Raw genomic sequence first — 26,203 nt, 5'->3', positions numbered from 1 at the left:
GCCCGACCCCTGAGGAGAGAGGCCATGCGCGAGTTCCTGGTCGAGATCACCACCACCGTCCCCGAGGGCACCGGGCAGGAGGAGGTCGACCGGCGGCGCTCCGCCGAGGCCGCCCGCGCCGCGGAACTGGCCGCCACCGGCAACCTCGCCCGCCTGTGGCGCCCCGTGGGCGAACTCCGCAGCATCGGTGTGTGGCGGGCCACCGACGAGGAGGAACTCCACGAGAAGGTCCTCGGCACACTGCCGTTGCGCCCCTGGATGACACTGACCGTCACCCCGCTGGAGTCCCACCCCAACGACCCGGGCCTGCGCGACGCCTCCCGGTGACCGCCCCGTCCCCCCGACCCTGCTCCTGACCAGCCTTGTGGGCCTCGGCCGCCGCCGCGCTGAGAATGGTGTGCGCGCACCACATGCTGGTAGTACGCCACACAGTGCCCGAACGGCAGCGAGAATCGACGTAGTACGCCCGGAGCACCGAGGCATGCCGATACCCGCCCCGCACTCGGCCGACTGACCAGGAGCCGCACATGAACACCGCACGGGACCTCGCGATCGTCGCTCTGGACATGGCGCCGGACCACACTGTGGAACAAGGCGATCTGTCGCTCGCGCTCGCGGCGGCGGAGGTGTTCGACCTCATCGACGCCCAGGCCCTCGTCCTGGACGGCGACCTCATCACACCCAGCGCGCAGGCGCCGACGGGCGACCGCCTGCTGGACGAGGCCGCCTCGTCACTCGTACGGCAGGACCCGTACGAGTCGGTCGAGGACTGGCTGTGGCGCCGGGGCCGGGGACTGTCCGCGGCCTACGTCCAGGATCTGGAGCGCGTGGGGCTCACCGCCCGGCCGCGCAGCCGCCGGATTTCGCTGCGGGCCACACGGACGGCGCCGGTCGACTCGGCGGCCCGGAGCCAGGCGGAGGAGCGCTGGACGTCGGGCGAGCCGGTCCTCGCCGCCCTTGCCAGCGCCGCGGGGATGAACGAGGAGTCGGTCGACGCCACGGAGGGCCTGACGGACGAGGCGGTCACGACCGTGCTGGCCGCCGTCGGCAACGCGGTGATGGAACTGGAGGCCGTACGGCAGCGGCGGGCCATCGAGGACGCCGCGTTCGACAACGTGTGGCGCGGCTTCTAGGGATTGATGCGGGGCCGAGGGTCAGCGGGCGCCGAGGAGCGCCAGGCAGTTGTCCCACAGCGGGTTCAGGCGCTCCGTGCTGTTGTAGAGCTTCGCGAACATCACCTGGCCCTCGATCTGCGCCACCACGGCCCGCGCCGCCTGGCGCGGGTCCGGCACGCTGACGTCGCCGCGCTCCCGGGCCTCGGTGACGACCGTCTCGACCATGTCGACCTGCGCGTCGAAAATCTCCTGCAATCGCCGGCGCACCGCCTCGGTCTGGTTGCTCAACTCCAGCGTGAGGTTGCCGAACAGGCAGCCCGACACGGTGCCGCAGCCCTCTTGGACGGCGCGCTGGCCCGCCTGAGTCTCCTCGAACAGTCGCCGCAACCGCTGCAGCGGCTCCCCGTCACCGCCCAGGACGCGCGCCCAGTCGCGCCGCTGGGCCGCCCAGTGCTCGTCGACGACCGCGAGCGCGAGCGACTCCTTCGACTCGAAGAAGTAGTAGAAGCTGCCCTTCGGTACCCCGGCCGCCTTGCAGATCTCGGCCACGCCCAACGCCGAGTAGCCGCGCCCCTCGATCAGCGAGCGCGCGGCACCGAGGATCTTCTGCCTGGCGTCACTGGTGCGTCCCACGGCTCCAGTGTACGGAAGTACTAGACCGGTCGGCTAGGAGTTCGGGGCCACAGGGTCCGCCGCCCCTTCAGAGCAGCGGGAGCCCGTCCGCCTCCCGTCGCTCCAGGCGGGTCACCAGGTCCGCGGCCGACGCCTTGATGGTCTCCAGCCCGGCCCTCCCCCAGGGCCGCGGCTCCACGTCCACGACACACACCGTGCCGAGCGCCATACCCGTACTGTCGATGAGCGGCGCGCCCATGTAGGAGCGGATACCGAACTCGTCGACTATCGGATTCCCGGCGAACCGCGGATAGTCGCAGACGTCCTCCAGAACCAGTGCCTTGCGTCGCACGACCACATGGGGGCAGAACCCATGGTCGCGCTCCATATGGCGGCCCAGCTCCGGCTTGGCTTCGTCGGCCCGTGCGAGTGTCACCCTCTGCCGTGCGTGCAGCCCGGCGAAGAACTGCCGGTTCTCGTCGATGAAGTTGACCATGGCGTACGGCGCCCCGGTGAGCTCGGCGAGATGGTCCGCGAAGACGTCGAGGGCCGGGTCGGCATGGTCCCCCAGCCCCAGCCGGAACAGCCGCTGGGCGCGGGCGGGGGCCTCCTTGTCCTCGGGGGTCAGCAGCAGGCGAGCGACCGGATGGGGTGGGCCGTAGCTCATGGGCGGTTTCCGTCCCTGTGGGCGTACGTCATATGCGGCTCCGTGCGGGTGTGTGCGGCTGTCACATGTGGGCGCCATGGCTTGGCGTGGGTGCCGGGGTGTGGGCGATGAGGTGCCGTACCAGGGTCAGCAGCGTCTGGACGCCGGAGCTGGAGATGCGGGCGTCGCAGCGGACGACGGGGATCTCCGGGTGGAGGTCGATGGCGGCACGGACCTCCTCCGGGTCGTAGCGGTGGCCGCCGTCGAACTCGTTGATCGCCACGATGAAGCCGAGGCCTCGCTGCTCGAAGAAGTCGACCGCGGCGAAGCAGTCCTCCAATCGTCGGGTGTCGGCGAGGATGACCGCACCGAGCGCACCCTCCGAGAGTTCGTCCCACATGAACCAGAACCGTTCCTGTCCGGGTGTGCCGAACAGGTACAGGACGTGTTCCGGATCGAGCGTGATGCGGCCGAAGTCCATGGCCACCGTCGTCTCGACCTTGTTCTCGACGCCTTCGAGGCTGTCGGTCGCGGCGCTGACCGTGGTGAGCAGTTCCTCCGTACTGAGTGGTGCGATCTCGCTGACCGCGCCCACGAAGGTCGTCTTGCCTACCCCGAACCCTCCCGCCACCAAGATCTTCAGTGCGGTGGGGAAGGGGTCAGAGCTGTCGTCGTAGTCCATCGAGCACTGCCTCCAGAAGGGCCCGGTCTGTCGGGTTGTGGTGGAACTCGGGGGGCTTGGTGGTGAGCGCCCCGCAGTCGACGAGGTCCGACAGCAGCACCTTGGTGACCGCGGCCGGCAGCTTCAGGTGGGCAGCCACCTCGGCGACCGAGACGGGAGCGCGGCACAGGTCGAGCGCCTGCTCGTGCTCGGGGCCGAGATAGCCGAGGGGGGTCGCCCCGGTGGCCATCACCTGCGACATGAGGTCGAGCGCGACGGTGGGCCTGGTACGGCCGTTGCTGACCGTGAAAGGGCGCACCAGCCGTCCGGCCGCGTCGTCGAGCCAGGGCCCGTCGCCGGCCGCCGTCATGTTCAAGGCCTCAACGCCGAGGGTTCGACGGAGTGCTGCCGGGGGGCGGTGACCAGGTACGGACGGACGCTCTTGACCAGCATGGCCATCTCGTAGCCCAGCACCGCCGCGTCGGCCTCGCGGCCGGCCAGCACGGCGAGACAGGTGCCGGATCCGGCGGTGGTCACGAAGAGCAGGGTCGAGTCGAGCTCCACGACGACCTGACGCACCTCTCCTCCGTCGCCGAAGCGGACTCCGGCGCTGCGGCCGAGGGAGTACAGGCCGGAGGCCAGGGCGGCCATGTGGTCGGCGCTGTCCGGGTCGAGGCCGTGGACCGACTTCACGAGCCCGTCGCAGGAGAGGAGGACCGCGCTGCTGGTGTGGGGTACGCGCTGGACGAGGCCGCTCATCAGCCAGTCGAGATCGGAGACATGGGCGGTCGGCGCTTCGCTCGCCATGGGGGATCGACTCCTTGAGGTACGAAGGTCTGCGGGAGCGCTGGGGTTGGGGGTGGACTCCCAGGCGGACTTCGAGCTGGTCACGGTCGTGGTCATCCGGCTGGTGCGCTCCCGTCAGGCCAGGTGTTGTGGTCGGTACCGGGCGCGGGCCCGGGGTGCGGCTCGGTCATATGGGCCGGGTCCATGGGCGAGACGTCCATGGGCGGCCGCGTGGTCATGGCGGTCACATCCACGTGGAGTGCATCCAGGGACGTCGGGCGCAGACGTGTGGGCTGCGGGCAAGCTGTGTCGAGGCTCGTCTGCTCCAGTCGGCTGGGCGCCGGGCGTACGGACTCCAGGCGGGTGGGCTGGGAGACCGTGGGTTCCGGACGGGTCGACTCCGGGGTGAGTGACGTGGTGTCGGTCGTGGTGTGCGGTGAGGGGGTGTAGGCGGGGGTGATCCCGTGGGTGGTGGGGGTGTGCGCCGAGTCCATGTGGCCCGCGCTCGTGTGGCCGCCGTTCATGCTCGTGTGGCCGGTGGCCATGTGGTCTGCGCCCATGTGGTCTGGGCCCAGGTACCCCGCATCCACATGCTCGGCATCCCCCCGCACCGACTCCATGTGCTGCTGCGTCTCGGCCAGCCCGATCCCCCGCTGGAAGGCCGCCATCAGCCCCGGGTCGTGCCCGGCGAGAGAGTCGGACTCCTGTCGTGGTGCGGGACCACCACGGAGTTGGGGTGCGATGTGTTCCTGGGCGCGGCGGCGCGGGAGTTGGGGCTTGCCCATGGTGCCGCGGACGGTGCTGACGCGTGGGGTCGGCGGTGCGCCGGTGTTCTCCGCGACGCGCCGGCGATCGTCGGGCCTGATGCCGGGCACGGCCTCAGCCGGGTTGGCCCGTTCCTGCTGGCCCCGCACGGGCAGCGGTGCCGGTGCGGTGCCGTTCGTGCTCGGGGTCTCGCCCCTTCCGCCGCCCTGCGGCTCGTGCCGACGCGGCGCGGCCTGCGACACCGGCGACGCCTGTGACGTCTCGGTCATGCCGCGCTGTCCACCGCTGTGCGCTCCGACCGACGCGGCCGCCGCGACCGACCCGGCAGACGTAGCGTGCCGACGCTGCTGAGGCGGCACGGGCGGCTGCTGCTGACGCGCCTGCGGCGAGGACTGTGAAGAGGCCTGTGGAGGAGCCTGCGGCGGCATGGCCGTACCGGCCGTCCCTTGCGGCTCCTGCCCTCGGGCCGCACCCGCCCGCGCTCCCGGTTCAGTCCCCAACAAACCCTGCGGCACCACCAGTACGGCCTGTACACCGCCGTAGATGTTGGTCTGGAGGCGCACATGGATGCCATGCCGCTTCGCGAGTTGCGACACGACGAACAGCCCGATGCGTCCGTCCGCCAGCAGGCTGGCGACATTGACCTGGTCGGGGTCGGTGAGCAGAGCGTTCATGCGGTTCTGCTCACCTACGGGCATGCCGAGCCCGCGGTCCTCGACCTCGACGGCGAGCCCCGAGGTCACGAGGTTGGCCCGGAGCAGCACCTGGGTGTGCGGGGCGGAGAACACCGTGGCGTTCTCGACCAGTTCGGCGAGCAGGTGGATGACGTCGGCGACGGCGTGCCCGCGCAGGGTGCCGTCGATCGGCGGCACGAGCTTGACGCGCGAGTACTGCTCGACCTCGGCGATGGCCGAGCGCAGCACCTCGGTCATGGAGACCGGGTTGCTCCACTGCCGGCGGGAGACGGCGCCGCCGAGGACGGCGAGGTTCTCCGCGTGGCGGCGGATGCGGGTGGCGAGGTGGTCGACGTGGAAGAGCCCCTTGAGCAGGTCGGGGTCCTCGATCTCGTTCTCCAGCTCGTCGAGGATGGAGATCTCCCGGTGCACCAGCGACTGAAGGCGCCGGGCGAGATTGACGAAGACCTCCAGCTTCTGCTCGCTGCCCGCCTGGCTGGAGAGCTGGGCGGCCTGGACGACGGCGGTGACGGCGCCGTCGTGGGCACGGGCCAGGTCGGCTGCGAGCAGTTCGAAGTCGTCGGCACCCTCGGGCGGTCCGCTGCGGGACTTGCGCTTCGGCGGCCCGTCGCCGCGCCGCAGTGTCTCGACGAGAGTCCGCAGATCGGCCTCGCTGCGCGCGCTGCTGCGGCGCAGTGCGCGGATGCGGTCGGTCACGGACTTGGCGGTGCGGTTGGCGGCCACGGCGGCGATCAGGATGCCCGCCAGGGTCACCGAGACCGCGCCGGCGAGCACGGCCCACAGGGTGAGGCTCGGCCGCACGCCCGTGGAGCGCACCACGAACAGCACGGCCGCGCAGGCGCTGAGGGTGACCGCGACGGGTGGCAGCACCGCCAGCCGCAGCAGTTGGGGCCGTATATGGGTCTCGGGCAGCGCGGGTGCGGTGCGGGCAGCCGGGCGCCCGTGCCGCCCGCCCTCACGGCGGTCTGCGCGTGTGGCCGGGGCGCGTAGATGAGACATCGGGGTCCTCAGTACTGGTCCGTCGGTCGGGGGCCTGGGTGTGCGCGCGCTCTGCGCGGCCCGGGGCGTGCGCCATCGCGATGTCGGTCGACAGAGCCGACGAATTCGGCTCCGCGTCGCCCGACGGACACTGACAGTAGTCGCCTTCGCATCAAGTGCGGTGGGCAGTTGACAAACTCCCGCAGGCAGCGTCCCGCTCTGGTATGAGGTCTCGTACGACAGACCGATAACCCGTTCCACCGTTCGCCCACAAGGAGCATTCGAACGATCGGACCTGGTCAGAAGTGGTCACGGAAAAAGTCGAGGGGCGGGGCACTTTCCGTGCCCCGCCCCTCGACGACGTCTCGACCTCTCGCCCGCAACCACCCCGGCCGGGACGTTTCCGCACCCCTCGCGCCCGGTTCTCCTACCCCCAGAACGTCACCGGCAGTAGCGGCGCGCAGTTCCACTCGGGCGCCCCCACGCCCACTCACACGCCCCGCAGAAATCGCCGTACCGGGGCGCAAGGAGCGACTCGCCGCGCCCCCAACGGTGCGTCGCGCTAGGAAACTGCCGTTTCGTCCGGCGTCGCAGCCACCGGCGGCCATGCCTGCCACCCCTCGGCGGGCGTCTCGGCGACATCTCGCCACCACGGCGTCACCTGCGCCACCGAGGCCGGCTCGAAGGGCTCACCGCAGGGCGGAGCCGCCATCGTGACCCCGGCCTTGTGCGTGGCCCGCATCATCCACTCGCCCGGCTCCGCCCAAGGATGCGGCGCCAGGTTGAAGGTGCCCCAGTGGATCGGCAGCATGACGCCGGCCGCAGGATCGCCGCCCTGAAGGTCGAGGTGGGCCCGGACGCCCTCGTCCGGCGTCATGTGGATGTCGGGCCAGAAGTCCGAGTAGGCGCCGACCTGGATCATCGTGGCGTCGAACGGGCCGTGCTCGGCGCCGATGTCCTTGAAGCCGTCGAAATAGCCGGTGTCACCGCTGTGGTAGATCCGGTGCTCGTCCGAGGCGACGACCCAGGACGCCCAGAGCGTGTGCTGGGTGTTGCGCAGTCCGCGCCCGCAGAAGTGGCGGGCCGGGCTGGCCGTCAGGGTGAGCCCGCCGACCTTGGTCGTCTCGTGCCAGTCCAGCTCGCGGAGCCGGTCGGCGGACACTCCCCACTGTTCGAGGTGGCCGCCGACGCCGAGCGGCACGGCGAAGAGCGTGTCGGTGCCGGCCAACGCCTTGATCGTGGGCATGTCGAGGTGGTCGTAGTGATCGTGCGAGATCACGACGACGTCGACCGGCCCGAGCGCGGCCAGCGGCAGCGGCACGGGGTGCAGCCGCTTCGGCCCGGCGAAGGGGAACGGGGAGCACCGCTCGCCCCACACCGGGTCGAAGAGGACGCGATGCCCGTCGATCTCCGCGAGGATGCTGGAGTGCCCCATCCAGGTCAGGCGCAGTCCCGTGGCGGGCGGCTTGGCCAGGTCGGCAAAGGTGGTGGGGTGCACCGGCACGGTGCCCTTCGGGGCCCGGTGGGGCCGGGCTTCCTTGTCGAAGTAGACCTTGGCGAACTCCAGCATCGACCCCGAGGGCCGGGTCCGGGCGAGTCCCCCGGGGTTCTGGAAGACCCCGTCCTCGAAGTGCGGCGATCTACGGATCCGCGCCATGCGCTCACCGCTCGGATCCACGCCGAAGGCCTCGGGCCGCAGGGCGCGCAGCCCGGAGCTCGGGAATCGGAAACCGGCCACGGTACCTCCAGGTGGATGCGGTGAGGAGTTCCATTATGGTCGGCGCCTCCGACAGTCTCGGATCCCCCCTGGTCCGACGGGCTCCGGCGCCCTCCCCGCCGCCCCGCCACGGACGGCCCACAGAGATCCACCCGCTACGTTGACATGTCCCCACCCTGCTCTGATACTGACTCATCGTTCAGTAGCCGAGCCGCGGCCCGTTGGCCCGGAAGCCGGCCCCCGACCCCGGAGACCCCATGACCACCCCCAGCACGCCCCTGCTGTCGCTCACCTGGACCGACGACGTCACCGGTCGCCAGGGCTTCCTGGTCATCGACCGGCTGGTGCGCGGTGTGGCCAGCGGCGGGCTGCGGATGCGGCCGGGCTGCACGCTCGACGAGGTCACCGGACTCGCCCGAGGCATGAGCATGAAGGAGGCGCTGCACTACGACCCCGAGTCGCGGTACGTCCCCCTGGGCGGCGCCAAGGGCGGCATCGACTGCGATCCCCAGGATCCGGAGGCGTACGGCCTGCTGGTGCGCTACCTGCGTGCCATGCGGCCGTACATCGAGAGCTTCTGGACCACGGGCGAGGACCTCGGGCTCACCCAGGACGTCGTCGACCGTGCGGCCGCCGAGGCAGGGCTGGTGTCGTCCGTCCAGGCCGTGTATCCGCTGCTCGACGACGAGGCGGGCGCTCGGCGGCGGCTCGCGGAGGCGTTCACCGTCGAGGTCGACGGCATCGGGCTCGACGAGCTGGTCGGCGGCTGCGGGGTCGCGGAGGCGGTGCTGACCGCTCTGGACCGGGCCGGTGTGCCGTACTGGAGGACGCGCGTCGCCTTGCAGGGTCTGGGGACCATGGGCGGGGCCACGGCACGCTTCCTCACGCGCGCGGGGCTCACCGTAGTGGCCGTCGCCGACATCAAGGGCACCATCGCCAACCCGGCCGGCCTCGACATCGAGAGCCTGCTGGCGGCACGGGACGCCTACGGCACCATCGACCGCGCCTCGCTGCGCCCCGGCGACCGCGAACTGCCGGGCGACGCCTGGCTGTCGGTCGAGGCGGAGGTGCTGGTTCCGGCGGCTGTGTCGTACGCGATCGACGCCTCGAACCAGGGCCGTGTCACCGCGCGTTGGATCGCCGAGGCCGCCAACATGCCGGTACGACCCGACGCGGAGGAACTGCTGGCCGTACGGGGCGTCACCGTGCTGCCGGACGTCGTGGTCAACTCGGCGACGAACGCCTGGTGGTGGTGGACGCTGTTCGGGGACATCGGCCCGGACGCAGACGAGGCGTTCGACCACACACGGCGCTCGATGCGTGCCCTGACCGACCTCACGCTGGCCCGCGCCGAGGCGGACGGCACGGCGCCGCGAGTCGCCGCGCACGCCATCGCGGCGGACCGGCTGCCGGTGATCACCGAGCGGTTCGGACGGTACCGGTGACGGCGGTCGCGGGAGCCTCGTCCGACCGGGCCCGGGTCCGGCCGGTGACGAGGCTTTAGGGTGACGGTGTGGCAAGAGTGCGGTTGAGCGTGGCGGAGCGGCGTGAGGAGTTGCTGCAAGCCGCCGTCGAGCAGATAGAGGCGCGGGGCGTGGCGGCGGTCAGGATCGCCGACGTGGCCTCGGTGCTCGGTGTGAGCAACGCGCTGGTGCTCTATCACTTCGCCACCAAGGAGAAGCTGGTCGCGGCCGCGTTCACTCATGCGGCCCAAGGCGACCTGGCCCACCTGCGCCGGCTCCTCGGGCGACGTACGACGGCGCTGCGGCGGCTGCGGGCGGCCGTGCGCTGGTATGCGCCGACCGGCCAGGCCAAGGGCTGGCGGCTGTGGATCGAGGGCTGGGCGGCGGCGCTGCGCGAGCCCGCGCTCAAGGAGGTCACGCGGGACCTCGACCGGCAGTGGAAGGGGGCGATCACCGAGGTGATCGCCGAGGGCGTGGCCGCCCAGGAGTTCCACTGCCCCGACCCGCACGGCGCGGCCCTGCGCCTGACGGCCCTGCTCGACGGGCTCGCCGTACAGCTGACGTCGTATCCGGGTGCGATCTCACGCGCGCGTGCCCAGGAGTGGGCGGACGAGGCGCTCGCCCGGGAACTCGGGCTGGAGCGGAAGGCGTTGACGGCGTCGACGCGCTGATGGCGACGGGGGTTCGGGGCGAGCACCCGTCCGGGCCGTACCGATCAGGCAGGCATCGGCAGGCCCGGACGTATCGGTCGCTCGTGAACCGCTCTCAAGCCACCGATCGGATCCGCATCTTGATGTCGTCCGGGGACAGCGCGCCCTTGGCCGTCACATGGTCCCCCGACGACTCGCCGCGCAGTCGTCGGCCGATCCACGGCACCAGGTACTCGCGCGCCCAGTGGACGTCGTCCCGACGGACCTCGAGCGTGCCGCGCGGCGGGAGCGGCGGCCAGGGCTGGTCCGGGTCGGCGGGGATCTCCAGGCCGAGGACCTGGCCCGCGCGAAGCGCCACGCGCGTGTGCCCCTCGGGAGACAGGTGGAGCCGGTCGTCGTCCCAGGCCCGGCGGTCCTGAACGGCCTTGAGGGACCACAGGTCGAGCACCGGGCAGCCGTGCCGGTCGGCGATGGCCCGCACATGTCCGTTGTACGTGGCGATCTTGCCGCGCAGATGCTTCAGCACGGGCACGCCACGGGTGTCGAAGCCGGTCGTCACCATGACGGTGCCGACGGCGGAGGTGAGCCGGGTGATCGCCCGCTCGAAGCGCTCGGCGACCTCGTCGGGGTCGGTTCCGGGTCGGATGATGTCATTGCCGCCCGCAGAGAACGAGACCAGGTCCGGGGCCAGTTCGGCGGCCTTCGGAAGCTGTTCCTCGATGATCTGGTCGAGCAGTCTGCCGCGCACGGCGAGGTTGGTGTAGTTGAAGTCGCCCTCGGGGCGCCGGTCCGCGAGCAGGACCGCGAACCGGTCGGCCCAGCCGACGAACGCCCCGTCGGGGCCGGGGTCGCCGACGCCCTCGGTGAAGCTGTCCCCCACCGCAACGTACGACCCGATCACTGATCTGCTGTCACTCTTCGAATCGTCTGCCACATCGGGACATGATTCACCTTTGAATGTGACCTACGCGACCGTAGGAAAGGGTTGACGAGCGGTGAGATAAGCCACTCCTAAAGTGTTCGCCAAGCGAGGAATATCCCTCTGATCAGGGGTGTTGACGCGCGCAACCGCCAGTCCCGGAACATGCCGAAGGCCGGACCCGGGGATCGGGGTCCGGCCTTCGGCCGCGTGTCAGGCAGGTGGTTCTCGCGTCAGCCGATGGAGACGCCCTTGGAGGCCAGGTAGGCGACCGGGTCCACGTCCGAGCCGTAGTCCGGCGTGGTGCGGATCTCGAAGTGCAGGTGCGGGCCGGTGACATTGCCGGTCGCGCCGGAGAGGCCGATCTGCTGGCCCGCGGTCACGCTCTGGCCGCTGGAGACCGAGAGCGAGGACAGGTGGGCGTACTGGGCGTAGTAGCCGTCGGCGAGCTGGATGACGACCTGGTTGCCGTACGCACCGCCCCAGCCGGCCGAGACGACGGTGCCCGCGCCGACCGCCTTCAGTGAGGTGCCGGTGGCGGCGGCGAAGTCGACGCCGGTGTGATAGCCGCTGGACCACATGCTGCCCGCGACCTTGTAGGCGGTGCCGAGGGAAGCGCCGTCCAGCGGGGCGGAGAAGCCGTTGACGGTGCTGGTCGTCTCGGCGGCCGTGGTCGCCTTCTGCGCCTTCTTCGGCGTGGCGGACTTCGCGGCGGACGAGTCCTTCGAGGACGACTTGGACGCCGAAGACGGCTTGGAGGACGACGACTTGGGGGCGGTCGCCGGGGCCTTCTTGCCGCCGATCGTCAGCTTCAGACCGGGATGGATCAGCGACGGGTCGGCGCCGACGGCCTCACGGTTGTCGGCGTAGAGCTTCTTCCAGCCACCGCCGACGTTCTGCTCGTTGGCGATCTTCGAAAGGTAATCGCCGACCTTCACCGAATAGGTCCGCACGTCCGTCTTCTTGGCGGACTTCTTCTCAGCAGCCTTCTGGCCGGCGGCCGGAAGGGACGAGACGGCCTTTTCCGAAACGGTCTGCGAGGGAGCGGCGTGGGCGCCGGTGGCTCCCATGAGCGGAAGAGCGAGAGCGGCGCCACCGGTTCCGGCGACGGCGATGGAGCGGGTGAAGCGCAGGGACTTCGGACGGCGGTGCTTACCCTTCGCGGGCATGGCGAATTCCTCTCCGGCGCCTGCGAGGTGAGCTGTCGGGTGCGGGCTGGAGATGCCCGGCCGCGCCGAGGCGCGACTTGACCCCAAGCCGTTCCGGAGACCGGAACAGGCGGTTGTACCTGTGGGTCCCCCGCTCCTGCCGTGTACGGGTGAGTTAGCGCGGGATCCAGGCGGCGGCAGGATTAGGCGTCCGTCCGGATTGGTGGCGAACGTAAGCGAGGAAGACGCAAAGGAACAAGTGAGAGGTTCCGTCCGAATGCGTTCCTGTTGATCCCTTGTGGGAATTAGCCGTCACCGTGCGTGAAATATGGGGGTGCCGCCCGACTCAAAGCCCCATGAAAAGCACATGAATTACGTGGACATGACGGGCGACGCACCGTCACGGATATGACGCTCCTCACGTGACGCTGCTCCAGCTTTCTTTATTGCAGAGCGAGTTGGAATGAAGGCGCCAATTCGGACAGAACACCTAGATGCGACGGAGCCGAATAACTGCCGCATCCAGGTCGCCCTTCAGGCCGGTAGGTAGTCCGTGATGTACCAGTACGGCCCCTCGGTGTATTTCGCCCGTTTCAAGGCATTCATACGACACTGTCGGATCCAGGCCGTGCAGCCGCAGCGCCGGAAGGGGCTCGCCGTAGCTCTGCGCCTGGAGCCAGGCGAGGACGACCGCGTCGCCCCCGAGCACGTACTGCACCGCACTCAGCCCGCCACGCGGAGGCCGCAGCCGGTAGAGGTCGCCGCGCTGCACCAGGGGCCGGATCTCCTTGTAGAGCGCCACCCACTCCCGGGCCTCGGCGAGCTCCTCCTCGGTCCACTGCGCGAGGTCACCGCCGACCCCGAGCACCCCGGCCATGGCGCTCACGAACCGGAAGCGCAGCGAGCTGGCGCGGTGGTTGAGCATGGCGTTCGGGCTGTCCGTGACCCAGGCGGCCATGGCCCGGGCCGGGTGGATCTGGCTGAAGCCGTGCTGGATGGCGAGCCGGTCGAGGGGGTCGGTGTTGTCCGAGGTCCACACCTGGTCCGTACGGCTCAGCACGCCGAGGTCGATCCGTCCGCCGCCGCCCGAGCAGGACTCGAAGGCGACGCCGGGATGAGTGGCGCGCAGCCGGTCCAGCAGGGCGTACAGGGCGCGCACATGGTCGACCCACAGGCGCTGCGGATACGGCTCGCCGGGCCAGCCGGCGTCGGAGAAGCAGCGGTTGAAGTCCCACTTCACATAGTCGATCGGGGCGCTGGAGAGGAGCCCGTCGAGCTGTTCCCAGAGGTACTCCTGGACATCGTCGCGGGCGAGGTTCAGTACGAGTTGATTACGGAAGTCCGTACGCTTTCGTCCCGTTTGGTACTGCACCCAGTCCGGGTGGGCGCGATACAGCTCGCTGTCCGGATTGACCATTTCCGGTTCGACCCAGATGCCGAACTGCATGCCGAGCGTGTGCACGTGCTCGGCGAGCGGCTTGAGGCCGGACGGGAAGCGGTCGGGGTTGGGCGTCCAGTCGCCGAGCCCGGCGCGGTCGCTGGTGCGCGTGCCGAACCAGCCGTCGTCGACGACGAACAGCTCGACGCCCATGGCCGCGGCCCGCCGCGCGAGCAGGCTCTGCTGTTTCTCGGAGATGTCGAACTCCGTCGCCTCCCAGGAGTTGAACAGCACGGGCCGGTCCTGGTCGGCGTCCGGGACCACATACGCGCGCTGGTACGCATGCCAGGCGCGGCTGGCCCCGCCGAAGCCGCCGTCGCTCCAGAGGCCTGCGAAGACGGGTGTCGTGAAGGACTCCCCCGCCGCCAGGCGCAGCAGACCCGAGTCGTCGTACCCGGCTCCGCCGGTGATCTGCACGCGCGCGTCCGGGAGTTGGGCCACGCCGATGCGCCAGGACCCGGACCAGCCGAGCGCGCAGCCGTAGACCTCGCCGCGCTCCTCGGTGGCGTCCGTGTCGAGCGCGACCCACGGCAGGTGCTGGTGCCCGGTGTGTCCGCGACGGCTGCCGATGACCTTCTCACCGTAGGTGAGCGGGGCCTGTGCCAGCCGGGACTCGGCACCCCAGCGGCCGTGCAGCTGGGACAGCCGCCAGTCCTCCCGGTCCGGCAGCGTCCAGGTCGCCGAGTCGGCCCGCAGCAGCTCCAGGGCGGGCCCCTCGTTGTCCAGAGTCACCCAGCGCTCCACGACGTCCTGGCGCATCCGGTAGTGCAGGGTGACCTTCAGCCCGCCGTCACGAAAGCGCAACCGCAGCTCGTCACCCTCGGTCTCGTGGCGCTCGAAACCCCACTCGGTGCCGCGCCGCTCGTCGGTGCGCACGGACAGGGCGGGCCGTACGAAGCGGGGGCCGCCCTCGACCGGGTACTCCTCGCGGCCGTCGAGCGGGGACTCGAAGGGCCAGTACTCCGGCAGCGGGCGGACAGCGAGGGCCTCGGCGTCGGCGAGCTCGATCCGCGGCCCCCAGTGCAGGTGCAGCAGTTCGTCGCCGTCGGTCAGATGGACGGCGTAGCTGCTGGTCGGCCCGGAAAGGAGCCACGTACGGCCGTTGTCGGAGATCTCCAGCATCAAGCCCCCACAGAGACGAACAGGTGCGATCAAGTACCAACATCATCAAGGGTCGAGCGGCCCCGGGGCAACGCCTGTGGATAACTCATTGGGCCAGGAATCCATGTCGTATGGTCGAGAGCGCACCCCGTCGGCCGCATCGCCGAGCCGCGCCGTCGGGGCTGACTGGGAGGAGCCCCCGTGACGCAGCAGATCCCGTCGACCGAGCCCGAACTGGCCGGGGTTCGTAACTTCCGTGATGTGGGCGGCCTGCCGACAGTGGACGGACGACGGGTGCGGCACGGAGTGCTGTTCCGCAGCGGCCATCTCGCGCACGCGACCGCACAGGACGCCGACTTCCTCGACTCCCTCGGGCTGCACACGATCTTCGACTTCCGAAACGCGGCCGACCAGAAGCTCGAAGGCCCGGACGTCGAGCTGCCGGGCGTGCGCAATGTGAACCTGCCGCTGTCCGACCCCGCGGACGGCGCGGAGTTCTGGAAGATGGTCCGGGACGGCGATCTGGACCAGCTGCGCGGGATCCTCGCGGACGGCAAGGGCGCGAACCGGATGATCGCGTCCTACCGCTCGATCATCAAGGAGCGCACCGACGAGCACTCCCGGGTGCTGCACGCCCTCGCCGAGGACAGCGTCCCGGCCCTGATGCACTGCGCGGCCGGCAAGGACCGCGCGGGCCTGTCCATCGCCGTGACACTGCTCGCCGTCGGCGTGGAGCGCGAGGCGATCGTCGCCGACTACCTGGAATCCAACGCGAAGCACCGCCGCTACAAGGTGCGCCGCAGCGGCAGCGACTCCGCCGCCTACTCCCCCGAGATCATGGAGCTGCTCAGCCCGCTGTTCGACGCACGGGCCGAGTATCTGACGGCGGCCTTCGAGACGATCGATGAGACATGGGGCGGCGTCGACATCTACCTGGAGCAGGGCCTGCGGATCACCCCGGAGACCCGGGAGCGTCTGCGGGAGCGCTTGCTCGACTGATCCCCGGCGCCCACCCGCCCCGCGCGCCTACTGCTTCGCCCCCAGCTCGAACAGCAGGTAGATGAAGGCGGCGAAGACGTGCCCCACCGCGATGTAGATGATGAGCCGCACCCACATGGCGCGCGGGAACTTCTCCTCCATGTCACTCATGGCGTCTCTCCAGGGATGGGGCCCAGGCACAGGGTGGCCGTGGGGCTCTGCAACAGGGTGTGGACGAACAGGAGCTCGACCCCGCCTTCGTCCTGGGCGGCGATGCGGTGCGGGGTGAGCGAGTCGAAGTGCGCGCTGTCGCCGGGGGCGAGGCGGTGCGTGGTGTCGCCGAGGCGCAGCCGCAGCCGCCCTTCGAGGACGTACAGCCACTCCTCGCCGGGATGCACCCGCACGATGTCGCCCTGTGAGCCGTACGGCACATGGACCCGCAGGGCCTGCATCCCACGCCCGGGCGCGCCCGCCTGCCAGTACGTCCAGCCGCCCGCGGCGGTCGACTCCATGTCGGTGGCGCGCACGACGGCATCCCGGTCGGCGACCGTCTCCCCGAGCAGCTCGGAGACCGTCGTACCGTAGATACGCGCGAGCGCGAGCAGCATCGGCAGCGAGGGCTGGCGTTGCCCGGTCTCCAGCCGGGAGAGATGGGCGGGCGACAGCCCGGCGGCGCGGGCCGCGGCCTCCAGGGTGAGGGAGGAGCGCCTGCGCAGCGCGCGGAGCTGGGGCGCGACGACGGGCAGGGTTTCGGCCGGCCCCGTCGCATCGGCCTCGGCCTCGGCCCGGGCCGCGGGCTCCGGCTCGGTCTCGGGAGAGCTCATGCTCTCCATTCAGCCGGAAGCTTGCCTCTGCGGCAAGTTTCTTGCCTCAGAGGCAAAATAGCCCAAGGACCGCCCCAAAGGCCGCCCCGAGGGCCGCCCCATCGACGGCCCCGGACCTCACCGGTTGGCGACCGCCTGCTTGATCAGCGTCTTTCCGAAGTCCCACATCAGCCCGCCACCGCTGTGCGCGTCGTCCATCACATCGGTGAAGGCGTCGACGAACCGCTCCACCTCCCGCTCCCCGATGACAAGCGGCGGGATCAGCTTGATCACCTCCAGGTGATCGCCGGACACCTGGGTGAGGATCCGGTGCCGCCGCAGCAGCGGAACGACGACCATCTGCGCGAACAGGCCCTTGCGCGCGGCCTGGAGCATGGTCCAGCGGCCGCGCAGCTTCAGCGAGTCGGGCCTGCCGAACTCGATGCCGATCATCAGTCCCCGGCCGCGGACGTCGGCGAGCAGCTCGTACTTGTCGGTCAGCGCCGCGAGCCGGGCCTTCAGCTGCTCCCCGGTCGCCCGCGCGTTCGCGACGATCTGCTCGTTCTCCATGACGGACAGGACGGCGAGCCCGGCCGCCATGGCCTGCGCGTTGGACCCGAAGCTCGCCGAGTGGACCAGCACACGGTCCATGGACGAGTAGACCTTCTTGAAGATCCAGTCCTTGCCGAGCGTGGCGCCCACCGGTACATAGCCCCCGGAGAGCGCCTTGGCCACGCACACAAGGTCCGGCTCGACACCGTCCTCGTGCTGGTAGGCGTAGAAGTCACCGGTCCGGCCAAGTCCCGTCTGCACCTCGTCGGCGATGAGCAGCGCCTTGTGCTTGTGCAGCAGCTCCTGGGCGGCCCGCAGATAGCCGGGCGGGGCCTCGTGCACGCCCTTGCCCTGGATCGGCTCGACGATCAGGGCGGCCACGTCGCCCTTCTTCAGCTCTCGCGCCAGCGCGTCGAGATCACCGAGCGGTACGGCCGTGTCGGGCAGCAGCGGGGCGAAGCCGTCCCGGAAGCCGGACTCGCCGTTCACCGACAGCGAGCCCGTGGTCAGCCCGTGAAAGGCATGGTCGCAGTACAGGACGCGCGGCTTCCCGGTGACGAACCGCGCGAACTTCAGCGCCGTCTCCACCGCCTCCGTACCGCTGTTCCCGAAGAACACCCGGTCCAGGTGCGGGCTGTGCGCCAGCAGCTTCTCCGCCAGCAGCCCGGGCAGCGGCTGGCAGTCGAAGCGGGTGAGGTCGGCGAGGCCGGCGTCGAGGACGTCGTGCAGCGCCTTGCGGACGACGGGGTGGTGGCGCCCCAGGCCCATCACCCCGAACCCGGCGAGCATGTCCAGGTAGTCGTCGCCGTCCGCGTCCCAGAAGTACGCGCCCTCGGCCCGCTCGTAGACCTTGTCGAAGCCGATGGTGTGCAGCATGCGCGGGAGCTGGTGGTTGAGGTACTTCGTGTGCAGCTCGTACCGCTCGGCTCCGCGCTCGGCCAGGAGGCGGCCGAGGTCGAACTCCGTGGTCATTCGGCTTTCTCCTTGACTGACGCGACCTTACGACCGTCACGGCTGCCGGTACGCCCGTCACGGCTGCCGGTACGCCCGTCACGGCTGCCGCTACGCCCATCACGGCTGCCGCTACGCCCGTCGCGGCTGCCGCCGGCCTGCTCCGGGCCGGCCAGGCTCCCCTCGGCCTCCTTCAGGGCGAGGCTCGCGCTGATCCGTCCGGCGACCTCCACGGGTGTGAGCCCGATGTCGGCCAGCACCTCGCCCCGCTTGGCGTGCGCGAGGAACTGCTCCGGGATGCCGAACCGCCTCACGGGCACGTCGACGTCGGCATCGCACAGCGCCAGCGCGACGGCCGCACCGACTCCCGACGAGCGGCTGTTGTCCTCGACGACGGCCACCATCCGGTGCTGTGCGGCGAGGGGCGCGAGCGCGGGGTCGACGGGCTTGACCCATCTCGGGTCGACGACCGTGCAGTTGATCCCGCGGGCCTGGAGCAGCTCGGCCGCCTGGAGGCACACCGGGGCCATCACGCCGACGGCGACGAGCAGGACGTCCGGCTCACCGGCGTCGCGGTGCAGCACGTCGAGCCCGCCCACCCGGTCGACCGCCGGGATCGTCGGCCCGACCGACTCCTTCGGGAACCGTACGAGCGTCGGAGCGTCGTCGCAGGCCACGGCCTCGCGCAGCTGCGCCCGCAGCTGGTCGGCGTCGCGCGGGGCGGCGATCCGGAGGCCGGGGACGACCTGGAGGATCGACATGTCCCACATGCCGTTGTGGGACGCTCCGTCGGCGCCGGTGACGCCGGCCCGGTCCAGCACGAACGTCACTCCGCAGCGGTGCAGCGCGATGTCCATCAGCAGCTGGTCGAAGGCACGGTTGAGGAACGTGGCGTAGATGGCCACGACCGGATGCAGCCCGCCCGTCGCGAGCCCCGCCGCCGACACGGCCGCGTGCTGCTCGGCGATCCCCACGTCCCAGACCCGGTCGGGGAACCGTTCCGCGAACTTGCCGAGCCCGACCGGGTGCAGCATGGCCGCCGTGATCGCCACGACGTCCTCCCGCTCCTCCCCGATCCGCACGATCTCGTCGCCGAACACCGACGTCCAGGACGGCCCGCCCGACGGCGCGAGCGGCTCGCAGGTCAGCGGGTCCATCACACCGACGGTGTGGAAGTGGTCCTCCTCATGGGCAAGGGCGGGTTCGTAGCCGCGCCCCTTCTCCGTGAGGCAGTGGATCAGTACGGGCCCGTGGAAGCGCTTGGCCCGCCGCAGCGCGGACTCGACGGCCCCGATGTCGTGCCCGTCGATCGGACCGACGTACTTCAGCCCCAGATCCTCGAAGAGCCCCTGCGGCGCGAACGCGTCCTTGAAGCCCTTCTTCGCTCCGTGCAGGGCCTCGTAGACGGTGTTGCCGACGACGGGCGTGTGCTGGAGTACGTCCTTCCCCCAGGCCAGAATCCGCTCGTAGCTGTCGGTCGTGCGCAGGGTGGCCAGGTGGTTGGCGAGGCCGCCGATGGTCGGCGCGTACGACCGCTCGTTGTCGTTGACGACGATGATCAGCGGCCGGTCCTTGGCCGCCGCGATGTTGTTGAGCGCCTCCCAGGCCATGCCGCCGGTCAGCGCCCCGTCGCCGATCACCGCGACGACGTGTCCCTTCTCCCCCTGCACCTGACGGGCCTTGGCGAGCCCGTCGGCCCAGCCCAGCGCCGTGGAGGCGTGGCTGTTCTCGACGATGTCGTGCTCGGACTCCTCGCGCGAGGGGTAGCCGGACAGGCCGCCCTTGCCGCGCAGCTTGGAGAAGTCCTGCCGCCCCGTCAGCAGCTTGTGCACGTAGCTCTGGTGACCGGTGTCCCAGACGATGCGGTCGACCGGTGACTCGAAGACCCGGTGGAGCGCGATGGACAGTTCCACCACCCCCAGGTTGGGCCCGAGATGGCCGCCGGTCCTGGCGACCGCGTGCACCAGGAACTCCCGGATCTCGTCGGACAGTTCACCGAGTTCCGCCTCGGACAGCGCCTTCAGGTCGCGTGGTCCACGGATGCTCTCCAGAATCGTCACGCTCGGGCCCCCTCTCGGTCCGTGCCTTGCTTCAACTCACAGTCACTGCCGGTTTCCCCGCGACGGTGGGGGCGCCCGATGCGGCCCCGTCCTGCTCCATCTGCTCGGCGATCTTCATCGCCTCTTCGATCAGCGTCTCGACGATCTTCGACTCGGGGACGGTCTTGATGACCTCGCCCTTGACGAAGATCTGTCCCTTGCCGTTGCCGGAGGCGACCCCGAGGTCGGCCTCCCGTGCCTCGCCGGGGCCGTTGACCACACAGCCCATGACGGCCACCCGCAACGGCACTTCCATGCCTTCCAGGCCGGCGGTGACCTCGTCGGCCAGCTTGTAGACGTCGACCTGGGCCCGCCCGCACGACGGGCAGGAGACGATCTCCAGGCGCCGCTGCTTGAGATTCAGCGACTCCAGGATCTGGATGCCGACCTTGACCTCCTCTGCGGGCGGAGCGCTCAGCGACACCCGGATCGTGTCGCCGATGCCCTGCGAGAGCAGCGCCCCGAAGGCGACGGCCGACTTGATCGTGCCCTGGAAGGCGGGGCCCGCCTCGGTCACGCCGAGGTGCAGCGGGTAGTCGCTCTGGGCCGCGAGCTGGCGGTACGCCTCGATCATCACGACCGGGTCGTTGTGCTTCACCGAGATCTTGATGTCCCGGAAGTCGTGCTCCTCGAACAGCGACGCCTCCCACAGCGCGCTCTCCACGAGCGCCTCCGGCGTGGCCTTGCCGTACTTCTGCAGCAGCCGCTTGTCGAGCGACCCCGCGTTGACGCCGATGCGGATCGGAGTGCCGTGGTCCTTGGCGGCCCGCGCGATCTCCTTGACCTTGTCGTCGAACTGCTTGATGTTCCCCGGATTGACGCGTACGGCCGCACAGCCCGCCTCGATCGCCGCGAACACGTACTTCGGCTGGAAGTGAATGTCCGCGATCACCGGGATCTGGGACTTGCGGGCGATGGTCGCGAGCGCGTCCGCGTCGTCCTGCGTCGGGCAGGCGACCCGCACGATCTGGCAGCCGGACGCCGTCAGCTCCGCGATCTGCTGCAAGGTGGCGCCGATGTCGGACGTACGGGTCGTCGTCATCGACTGCACCGACACCGGGGCACCGCCCCCGACCGCCACCGGGCCGACCTGGATCTGCCGCGACACACGTCGCTCGGCGACCGGCCGGACCGGTACCTCGGGGACGCCCAAGGAGATGGCGGTCATGGCGTCACTCCCGGTTTCCGGAGACCGTCTCGCGCATGGCGCGCAGCGACTCCTTGAGCGATCCCATCGTGGCGAGGACGGCGGTGGGCTCGTAGCCGCAGTGCGCCATGCAGTTGGCGCAGCGCGGGTCCTTGCCGCGGCCGTACTTGTCCCAGTCGGTCTCCTCGATGAGCTCGCGGTACGTCGGGACGTAGCCGTCGCTCATCAGGTAGCAGGGGCGCTGCCAGCCGAACAGGGAGTAGTTCGGGATCGCCCACGCGGTGCACGGGAAGTCGACCTTGCCCTCGAGGAAGTCGAGGAACAGCGGCGAGTGGTTGAGCCGCCACTTGCGGCGGTTGCCGCCCGCGAAGGCCTTCTTGAACAGCTCGCGGGTCTGCTCGACGCCGAGGAAGTGCTCCTGGTCGGGGGCCTTCTCGTAGGCGTAGGCGGGCGAGATCATCATCTCGTCGACCTTGAGGTCGTCGTTGAGGAAGTTGAGCACCTCGATGATGGTCTGCGGGGTGTCGGTGTTGAAGAAGGTCGAGTTGGTGGTGACCCGGAAGCCGCGCCGCTTGGCCTCCTTCATCGCCTCGACCGCCTCGTCGAACACGCCCTCCTTGGCCACGGACTCGTCGTGGCGCTCGCGCAGGCCGTCGATGTGCACGGCGAAGGCGAAGTAGGGCGAGGGCTTGAACTTGTCCATCTTCTTGCGCATCAGCAGGGCGTTGGTGCACAGGAAGACGTACTTCCGCTTGGCCACCAGCTGCCGCACGATCTCGTCGATCTGCGGGTGCATCAGCGGCTCACCGCCGGCGATGGAGACCATCGGCGCACCGGATTCGAGCACCGCACCCACGGCCTGGGCCACCGGCATGCGCTGCTTCAGGACTCCGGCCGGGTGCTGGATCTTGCCGCAGCCCTCGCACTTGAGGTTGCACGCGAAGAGCGGTTCCAGCTCGACGATCAGCGGGAACTTGTCCCGCCTGCGGAGCTTCTGTTCGGCCAAGTAAGTAGCGACCTTGATGGACTGACGCAGCGGCATGGCCATCTGGCTCACCTCCTGGGGAGCAACAAAGAACGGTGCCATTCGTAGAATGCAGGTAGAACGGTACGAAGGACGTGGAAAGCTGATATTCCACCGCGCAACGTGCCGATCCGGACGAGTTCATGTTCTGGAGCGTCCACGACCACCCGGACGGCCGCAACCGGGCGCTCGCCCGTGCGCACGGCGCTCAGGAGCGTGACCGCGGACTCCATGTCGACCGCGATTGCGCCGGTCGCGAGCAGATCGGACCGTTCCTGACCTCGGACGACATGATCCGAGCCGGTGAGCGGTCCGGTGTGGACGGTGCGGCCCGGGACGGTCCGCACGAGTTCTTTGACGAGTAGGTCGGTTCCCACGCACGGAACGGTTCCCGCCGGATCCCGGGTCTCCTCGGCGACCACCAGATCGCCGGGGTGCATTCCGGGGGCGAGCCCCGCGCAGAAGCCGGTGGCGAGCACGGCGGCCCCGCTGAGGGCCGGATCGGCCAGCACCCGGGTGACGGAGCGCTCGGCGGCCTTCGGCCCCATGCCCGTACGGAGCACGGTGACCGGCCCGCCCGCCCCGCCGCGCTCGCTCGTGCGCAGGGCGAACTGCTCGATGCCGAGCGCGCAGGCGATCAGCAGCGGGGCCGGGGCGGGCTGTGGGCTCATCAGCTCACCCTGGCCTCGACGAGAGGTGCCTGGGGCTTCTCCGCGAAGGGCTCGCCGTGGACGTACCGGCCGAGCGCGGTCAGTGGGAAGACCTGGCGGTAGAGGTGGTAGTTGATGGAGAAGTCCCACGGGAACCCGGTGCCGGTGAAGTACGGCTCGTCCCAGGAGCCGTCCTCCAGCTGGGTGGCCGCGAGCCACTCGACGCCCCGCTCGACGGCCTTGGAGTCCTTCTCCCCCGCGGCCAGCAGCGCCATCAGCGCCCACGCGGTCTGCGAGGCGGTCGAGGCGCCCTTGCCGCTCCACTCCTTGACGTACCTGTAGGAGCGCAGGTCCTCGCCCCAGCCGCCGTCGTCGTTCTGGACGGACTCCAGCCAGCTCACGGCGCGGCGGATCGCGGGGTGCGAGCCCGGCATGCCGGCGGCCACCAGCGCCGGGACGACCGACCCGGTGCCGTAGACGTAGTTCACGCCCCAGCGCCCGAACCACGAGCCGTCCGGTTCCTGCTCGGCGAGCAGCCAGCGGATGCCGCGCCGGGTGCGGGGGTCGTGGGCGAGGCCCTCGACCGCGAGCATCTCGACGACGTGCGCGGTGACGTCCGCCGACGGCGGGTCGATGACCTCGCCGAAGTCGCAGAACGGCAGCCGGTTGGGGAACGGGCTGGTGTTGTCGACGTCGAAGGCGCCCCACGCCCCGTTCCTCGACTGCATCCCGAGGTTCCAGCGCACCCCGCGGCCGATCGCCTTCTCCACCCGCTCCGGGTCGTGATGCCTGACCCGGCGCAGCGCGAGGACCACCTCGGCGGTGTCGTCGATGTCGGGGTAGTTGTCGTTGTGGAACTCGAACGCCCAGCCGCCCGGGGGCAGTTGGGGCCGCTTGACCGCCCAGTCACCGGGCCGGACGATCTCCTCGCCCAGCATCCAGTCGGCCGCCTTGACGAGCTGCGGATGATCGGCGGGCACTCCGGCGTCCACGAGCGCGATGGTGGCGAGGCAGGTGTCCCAGACCGGCGACTGGCAGGCCTCGATCATCCGGGCCCCGTCCTCGCGCCAGATGGCGAAACGGTCCAGCGATGCCAACCCCTCGCGCATCACGGGGTGTTCGAGGTCGTAGCCGAGCAGGTGCAGCGCGATGATCGAGTACACCGCCGGGGGCTGGATGCCGCCCCAGCAGCCGTCGTTCTCCTGCCGCTCGATGATCCAGCGCGCGGCGCTGTTCATGGCCGCTCTACGCAGGCCGCGCGGCGCGACCTTGCGCAGCCGGTGCAGCGCCTTGTCGAGCCGTTGGAAGGCGCCGTCCCAACTCGCCGCCGGGGCAAGGGGCTTGAGGGGATTGGGGCGGGCCGGGTCGGTGTGCAGTTCGTCGAGCGGGAAGGGCGCGGGACGAACGGGGCGCTTGGCGGAGACGATCGTCAGCGGGACGATGGTCTGCCGGGCCCAGCAGCCGAAGTCGTAGATGTTGAGCGGGACCCACTTGGGGAAGTAGATGAGCTCCGGCGGGAGTTCGGGCAGGTCCTCCCACTTCCACCAGCCGAACAGGGCCAGCCAGATCCGGGTGAAGACCCGGGCGGCGGCGATGCCGCCCTGCTCGCGGATCCAGGCGGAGGCCTTGGCCATGTGCGGGTCGTCGGGCGCGTCGCCGGCCAGGCGGAGGGCGACGTACGCCTCGATGGTGGCGGAGAGCTCGCCGGGCGCGCCGTAGAAGGTGCCCCAGGTGCCGTCCTCGCGCTGCTCGCCACGGATGAAGAGCGCGGCGGCCCGGGTGGTCTTCTCGTCGCGGATGCCCAGGAACTGACGGAGCAGCAGGTCCTCGGCGTCCATGGTGACGTTCGTCTCGAGGTCGCCCTTCCACCAGCCCTGGGCGTCCTGCTTCGCCAGCAGGAAGTCGGTGGCGCGCCGGACCGCGCCTGCGGCGGCTCGGTGCACCCCGGCCGCCACGGGGATCTCGCTGTCGGTGTCGCTGGCCGCGGCTGCCCGGGGCGGCAGCGCCCCGGTGCTTCCGTCGGTCGTCGCTGTCATGGCTTCCCCTTCGTGCAGTGCTACTGGGTAGTGCGTCTGCTGCGGGTCCGCCGTCGGCCGGTGCGCTCCTTCCAGCTGCACCGACCGGCGACTACGCGAGGGCTATTCGACCGATACTGATCATCTCTTTTCGCCCGGTGGTGATCATCTCTTTCGTACGACGACGAAGTCGGCGAGCGCCGTGAACTGTGCCCGCACCCGGTCGGGCATGTCGACGGCGTCGAGGGCCTCGACGGCGACGGCGTGCTGGCGACGCGCCTCCCCGGCGGTCCACTCACGGCCGCCCGCCTCCTCGATGAGGGCGGCGCGGGCGGCGAACTCCTCCTCGGAGAAGTTCTCGAAGTCGCTGCTCTTGGCGTCGGCGGCGAGGATCTCGCCGAGCCGCTCGGAGGCGGAACCGCCCGCCGCGAGCGCGGCCACGACCGGCAGGGACTTCTTGCGCTGGCGCAGGTCGCTCCAGGTCTGCTTGCCGGTGGAGACCGGGTCGCCCCAGATGCCGAGCAGGTCGTCGACGGCCTGGAAGGCGAGGCCCAGGTGGTAGCCGTACTTCTCCAGGGTGTCGGCGGTGTGGTCGTCCGCGTCAGCGAGCACCGCGCCGATGGAGCTGGCACTGGCGATCAGGGCGCCGGTCTTGTTGCCCTCCATCTCCAGGCACTCCTCGACGCTGACGCGGTCGCGGTGCTCGTAGGAGATGTCCTGGGCCTGGCCGTCGATGAGGGCGCGGGTGGCGGTGGCCAGACGGCGCGTGGCGCGGCCGGCCGCGACGGTGCCGAGCTCCAGCAGCACCTCGTTGGCCAGCGCGAACATGGCGTCGCCGACGAGGATGGCCTGGGCGGGGCCGTGCACCTTCCACACCGTGTCGCGGTGCCGGCGCTGCTCGTCGCCGTCCATGAGGTCGTCGTGCAGCAGCGAGAAGTTGTGCACCAGCTCGACGGCGACGGCGCCCGGGATGCCGACCTCGGGCGCGGCGCCGGTGACCTCGGCGGACAGGAGCGCGAGGGCGGGGCGTACGGCCTTGCCGCCGTCGCCGGCCGTGGGCCTGCCGTCGGCGTCGATCCAGCCGAAGTGGTAGGCGGAAACGGTGTCCATGGGAGGAGCCAGGCGGTCGACGGCCGCCCGCAGGACCGGTGTGGTCAGGGTCCTACCGCGCTCCAGGAGCGCGGCCACGTCCACCGCGGTCTCTCGAGCGGCCTTCGAGGCCGGGGGCACAGTGGGCACAGTCTCTCCTCTTGTTGCGGTACCGGGGGTGCGGGAGCCTGCCTCCGAGCG

At 70.4% G+C, this 26,203-nt stretch carries 24 protein-coding genes and 1 riboswitch; of the genes, 5 read left to right on the top strand and 19 right to left on the bottom strand.

Translation table 11 applies throughout. The annotated features are described in order from the left end of the window. Positions 1-24 precede the first annotated feature (24 nt). Positions 25-327: a muconolactone Delta-isomerase family protein gene (locus OG254_RS42655; RefSeq protein WP_405593018.1), complete on the top strand. Its 303-nt coding sequence runs from the start codon at positions 25-27 to the stop codon at positions 325-327. A gap of 200 nt (positions 328-527) precedes the next feature. After that, positions 528-1,133, top strand: coding sequence for a GPP34 family phosphoprotein (locus tag OG254_RS42650; RefSeq protein ID WP_405593016.1), 606 nt, complete (start codon positions 528-530; stop codon positions 1,131-1,133). A gap of 21 nt (positions 1,134-1,154) precedes the next feature. Here the strand turns inward: OG254_RS42650 and OG254_RS42645 are convergent, their stop codons facing one another. From OG254_RS42645 to OG254_RS42615, 7 genes are all read right to left on the bottom strand, one after another. Further along, positions 1,155-1,748: a TetR/AcrR family transcriptional regulator gene (locus OG254_RS42645; RefSeq protein ID WP_405593014.1), complete on the bottom strand. Its 594-nt coding sequence runs from the start codon at positions 1,746-1,748 to the stop codon at positions 1,155-1,157. A gap of 67 nt (positions 1,749-1,815) precedes the next feature. Beyond that, on the bottom strand, positions 1,816-2,394 hold the full coding sequence (locus tag OG254_RS42640) for a GAF domain-containing protein (RefSeq protein ID WP_405593012.1): 579 nt from the start codon (positions 2,392-2,394) through the stop codon (positions 1,816-1,818). A gap of 61 nt (positions 2,395-2,455) precedes the next feature. Then, positions 2,456-3,055, bottom strand: coding sequence for a GTP-binding protein (locus tag OG254_RS42635; RefSeq protein WP_405593010.1), 600 nt, complete (start codon positions 3,053-3,055; stop codon positions 2,456-2,458). Beyond that, on the bottom strand, positions 3,033-3,404 hold the full coding sequence (locus tag OG254_RS42630) for a DUF742 domain-containing protein (RefSeq protein WP_147993090.1): 372 nt from the start codon (positions 3,402-3,404) through the stop codon (positions 3,033-3,035). Before OG254_RS42630 ends, OG254_RS42635 begins: the two co-directional genes overlap by 23 nt. Positions 3,405-3,406: 2 nt before the next feature. Next, complete coding sequence (locus tag OG254_RS42625) at positions 3,407-3,841, bottom strand: roadblock/LC7 domain-containing protein (RefSeq protein ID WP_403449842.1); 435 nt, start codon at positions 3,839-3,841, stop codon at positions 3,407-3,409. Positions 3,842-3,933: 92 nt separating this feature from the next. Continuing rightward, positions 3,934-6,279: a sensor histidine kinase gene (locus OG254_RS42620; protein WP_405593007.1), complete on the bottom strand. Its 2,346-nt coding sequence runs from the start codon at positions 6,277-6,279 to the stop codon at positions 3,934-3,936. A 541-nt stretch (positions 6,280-6,820) separates the two neighbouring features. Beyond that, entirely contained in the window at positions 6,821-7,996 is a 1,176-nt protein-coding gene (locus OG254_RS42615; RefSeq protein ID WP_405593005.1) for an MBL fold metallo-hydrolase, read from the bottom strand. A 236-nt stretch (positions 7,997-8,232) separates the two neighbouring features. Here OG254_RS42615 and OG254_RS42610 point away from each other — a divergent pair, with 236 nt between their 5' ends. Beyond that, positions 8,233-9,420: a Glu/Leu/Phe/Val dehydrogenase dimerization domain-containing protein gene (locus OG254_RS42610; RefSeq protein WP_405593003.1), complete on the top strand. Its 1,188-nt coding sequence runs from the start codon at positions 8,233-8,235 to the stop codon at positions 9,418-9,420. A gap of 68 nt (positions 9,421-9,488) precedes the next feature. Further along, a complete protein-coding gene (locus OG254_RS42605; RefSeq protein WP_405593001.1) occupies positions 9,489-10,109 on the top strand; it encodes a TetR/AcrR family transcriptional regulator in 621 nt (206 codons plus the stop codon). 94 nt (positions 10,110-10,203) lie between these two features. Here OG254_RS42605 and OG254_RS42600 read toward each other — a convergent pair whose 3' ends face one another. The 3 genes from OG254_RS42600 to OG254_RS42590 all read right to left on the bottom strand — a co-directional run bounded on the left by OG254_RS42600 (position 10,204) and on the right by OG254_RS42590 (position 14,715). After that, positions 10,204-10,989, bottom strand: a complete 786-nt coding sequence (locus OG254_RS42600; protein WP_405592999.1) for an SGNH/GDSL hydrolase family protein — start codon at positions 10,987-10,989, stop codon at positions 10,204-10,206. Between the two features lie 251 nt (positions 10,990-11,240). Next, a complete protein-coding gene (locus tag OG254_RS42595) occupies positions 11,241-12,176 on the bottom strand; it encodes a LysM peptidoglycan-binding domain-containing M23 family metallopeptidase (RefSeq protein ID WP_405592997.1) in 936 nt (311 codons plus the stop codon). A gap of 4 nt (positions 12,177-12,180) precedes the next feature. Further along, positions 12,181-12,346: riboswitch (cyclic di-AMP (ydaO/yuaA leader) on the bottom strand. A gap of 299 nt (positions 12,347-12,645) precedes the next feature. Beyond that, positions 12,646-14,715: an alpha-galactosidase gene (locus OG254_RS42590; protein WP_405592995.1), complete on the bottom strand. Its 2,070-nt coding sequence runs from the start codon at positions 14,713-14,715 to the stop codon at positions 12,646-12,648. 180 nt (positions 14,716-14,895) lie between these two features. Between OG254_RS42590 and OG254_RS42585 the strand changes: the two genes are divergently transcribed. Further along, a complete protein-coding gene (locus OG254_RS42585; protein WP_405592993.1) occupies positions 14,896-15,693 on the top strand; it encodes a tyrosine-protein phosphatase in 798 nt (265 codons plus the stop codon). A gap of 27 nt (positions 15,694-15,720) precedes the next feature. Here the strand turns inward: OG254_RS42585 and OG254_RS42580 are convergent, their stop codons facing one another. From OG254_RS42580 to OG254_RS42540, 9 genes are all read right to left on the bottom strand, one after another. Continuing rightward, positions 15,721-15,843, bottom strand: a complete 123-nt coding sequence (locus tag OG254_RS42580) for a DUF6126 family protein (protein ID WP_147993081.1) — start codon at positions 15,841-15,843, stop codon at positions 15,721-15,723. Beyond that, positions 15,840-16,496: a helix-turn-helix domain-containing protein gene (locus tag OG254_RS42575; protein WP_405592990.1), complete on the bottom strand. Its 657-nt coding sequence runs from the start codon at positions 16,494-16,496 to the stop codon at positions 15,840-15,842. Before OG254_RS42575 ends, OG254_RS42580 begins: the two co-directional genes overlap by 4 nt. Before the next feature lie 117 nt (positions 16,497-16,613). Further along, the gene (locus OG254_RS42570) at positions 16,614-17,999 is read right to left on the bottom strand and encodes an aspartate aminotransferase family protein (protein ID WP_405592989.1); all 1,386 of its coding nucleotides are present in this window, start codon (positions 17,997-17,999) and stop codon (positions 16,614-16,616) included. Further along, entirely contained in the window at positions 17,996-20,038 is a 2,043-nt protein-coding gene (gene dxs / locus OG254_RS42565) for a 1-deoxy-D-xylulose-5-phosphate synthase (protein WP_405592987.1), read from the bottom strand. Before dxs ends, OG254_RS42570 begins: the two co-directional genes overlap by 4 nt. A 31-nt stretch (positions 20,039-20,069) precedes the next feature. Next, positions 20,070-21,245, bottom strand: coding sequence for a flavodoxin-dependent (E)-4-hydroxy-3-methylbut-2-enyl-diphosphate synthase (ispG, locus tag OG254_RS42560; protein WP_351199797.1), 1,176 nt, complete (start codon positions 21,243-21,245; stop codon positions 20,070-20,072). 4 nt (positions 21,246-21,249) lie between these two features. Further along, positions 21,250-22,272, bottom strand: a complete 1,023-nt coding sequence (gene hpnH, locus OG254_RS42555) for an adenosyl-hopene transferase HpnH (protein ID WP_405592985.1) — start codon at positions 22,270-22,272, stop codon at positions 21,250-21,252. A 5-nt stretch (positions 22,273-22,277) separates the two neighbouring features. Continuing rightward, positions 22,278-22,919 carry a 1-hydroxy-2-methyl-2-butenyl 4-diphosphate reductase gene (locus OG254_RS42550; protein ID WP_405592983.1) on the bottom strand — a complete coding sequence of 214 codons (642 nt, stop codon included), beginning with the start codon at positions 22,917-22,919 and terminating at the stop codon, positions 22,278-22,280. After that, positions 22,919-24,934, bottom strand: a complete 2,016-nt coding sequence (shc, locus tag OG254_RS42545; protein ID WP_405592981.1) for a squalene--hopene cyclase — start codon at positions 24,932-24,934, stop codon at positions 22,919-22,921. Before shc ends, OG254_RS42550 begins: the two co-directional genes overlap by 1 nt. Positions 24,935-25,078: 144 nt before the next feature. Continuing rightward, a complete protein-coding gene (locus tag OG254_RS42540; RefSeq protein ID WP_405592979.1) occupies positions 25,079-26,152 on the bottom strand; it encodes a polyprenyl synthetase family protein in 1,074 nt (357 codons plus the stop codon). Positions 26,153-26,203: the final 51 nt, after the last annotated feature.

The sequence above is a fragment of the Streptomyces sp. NBC_01092 genome (genome assembly GCF_045039535.1).
Taxonomy (GTDB): Bacteria; Actinomycetota; Actinomycetes; order Streptomycetales; family Streptomycetaceae; genus Streptomyces.
Note: the sequence above shows the minus strand (reverse complement) of the source record. Positions and strands in the feature narration are given on the sequence as shown.

What these genes read in the sequence shown, in the direction of transcription:
- OG254_RS42655 (WP_405593018.1), top strand. Translation starts at nt 25, where the DNA reads ATGCGCGAGTTCCTGGTCGAGATCACCACCACCGTCCCCGAGGGCACC.
- OG254_RS42650 (WP_405593016.1), top strand. Translation starts at nt 528, where the DNA reads ATGAACACCGCACGGGACCTCGCGATCGTCGCTCTGGACATGGCGCCG.
- OG254_RS42640 (WP_405593012.1), bottom strand. Translation starts at nt 2,394, where the DNA reads ATGAGCTACGGCCCACCCCATCCGGTCGCTCGCCTGCTGCTGACCCCC.
- OG254_RS42635 (WP_405593010.1), bottom strand. Translation starts at nt 3,055, where the DNA reads ATGGACTACGACGACAGCTCTGACCCCTTCCCCACCGCACTGAAGATC.
- OG254_RS42630 (WP_147993090.1), bottom strand. Translation starts at nt 3,404, where the DNA reads ATGACGGCGGCCGGCGACGGGCCCTGGCTCGACGACGCGGCCGGACGG.
- OG254_RS42625 (WP_403449842.1), bottom strand. Translation starts at nt 3,841, where the DNA reads ATGGCGAGCGAAGCGCCGACCGCCCATGTCTCCGATCTCGACTGGCTG.
- OG254_RS42620 (WP_405593007.1), bottom strand. Translation starts at nt 6,279, where the DNA reads ATGTCTCATCTACGCGCCCCGGCCACACGCGCAGACCGCCGTGAGGGC.
- OG254_RS42610 (WP_405593003.1), top strand. Translation starts at nt 8,233, where the DNA reads ATGACCACCCCCAGCACGCCCCTGCTGTCGCTCACCTGGACCGACGAC.
- OG254_RS42595 (WP_405592997.1), bottom strand. Translation starts at nt 12,176, where the DNA reads ATGCCCGCGAAGGGTAAGCACCGCCGTCCGAAGTCCCTGCGCTTCACC.
- OG254_RS42590 (WP_405592995.1), bottom strand. Translation starts at nt 14,715, where the DNA reads ATGCTGGAGATCTCCGACAACGGCCGTACGTGGCTCCTTTCCGGGCCG.
- OG254_RS42580 (WP_147993081.1), bottom strand. Translation starts at nt 15,843, where the DNA reads ATGAGTGACATGGAGGAGAAGTTCCCGCGCGCCATGTGGGTGCGGCTC.
- OG254_RS42575 (WP_405592990.1), bottom strand. Translation starts at nt 16,496, where the DNA reads ATGAGCTCTCCCGAGACCGAGCCGGAGCCCGCGGCCCGGGCCGAGGCC.
- OG254_RS42570 (WP_405592989.1), bottom strand. Translation starts at nt 17,999, where the DNA reads ATGACCACGGAGTTCGACCTCGGCCGCCTCCTGGCCGAGCGCGGAGCC.
- ispG (WP_351199797.1), bottom strand. Translation starts at nt 21,245, where the DNA reads ATGACCGCCATCTCCTTGGGCGTCCCCGAGGTACCGGTCCGGCCGGTC.
- hpnH (WP_405592985.1), bottom strand. Translation starts at nt 22,272, where the DNA reads ATGGCCATGCCGCTGCGTCAGTCCATCAAGGTCGCTACTTACTTGGCC.
- OG254_RS42550 (WP_405592983.1), bottom strand. Translation starts at nt 22,919, where the DNA reads ATGAGCCCACAGCCCGCCCCGGCCCCGCTGCTGATCGCCTGCGCGCTC.
- shc (WP_405592981.1), bottom strand. Translation starts at nt 24,934, where the DNA reads ATGACAGCGACGACCGACGGAAGCACCGGGGCGCTGCCGCCCCGGGCA.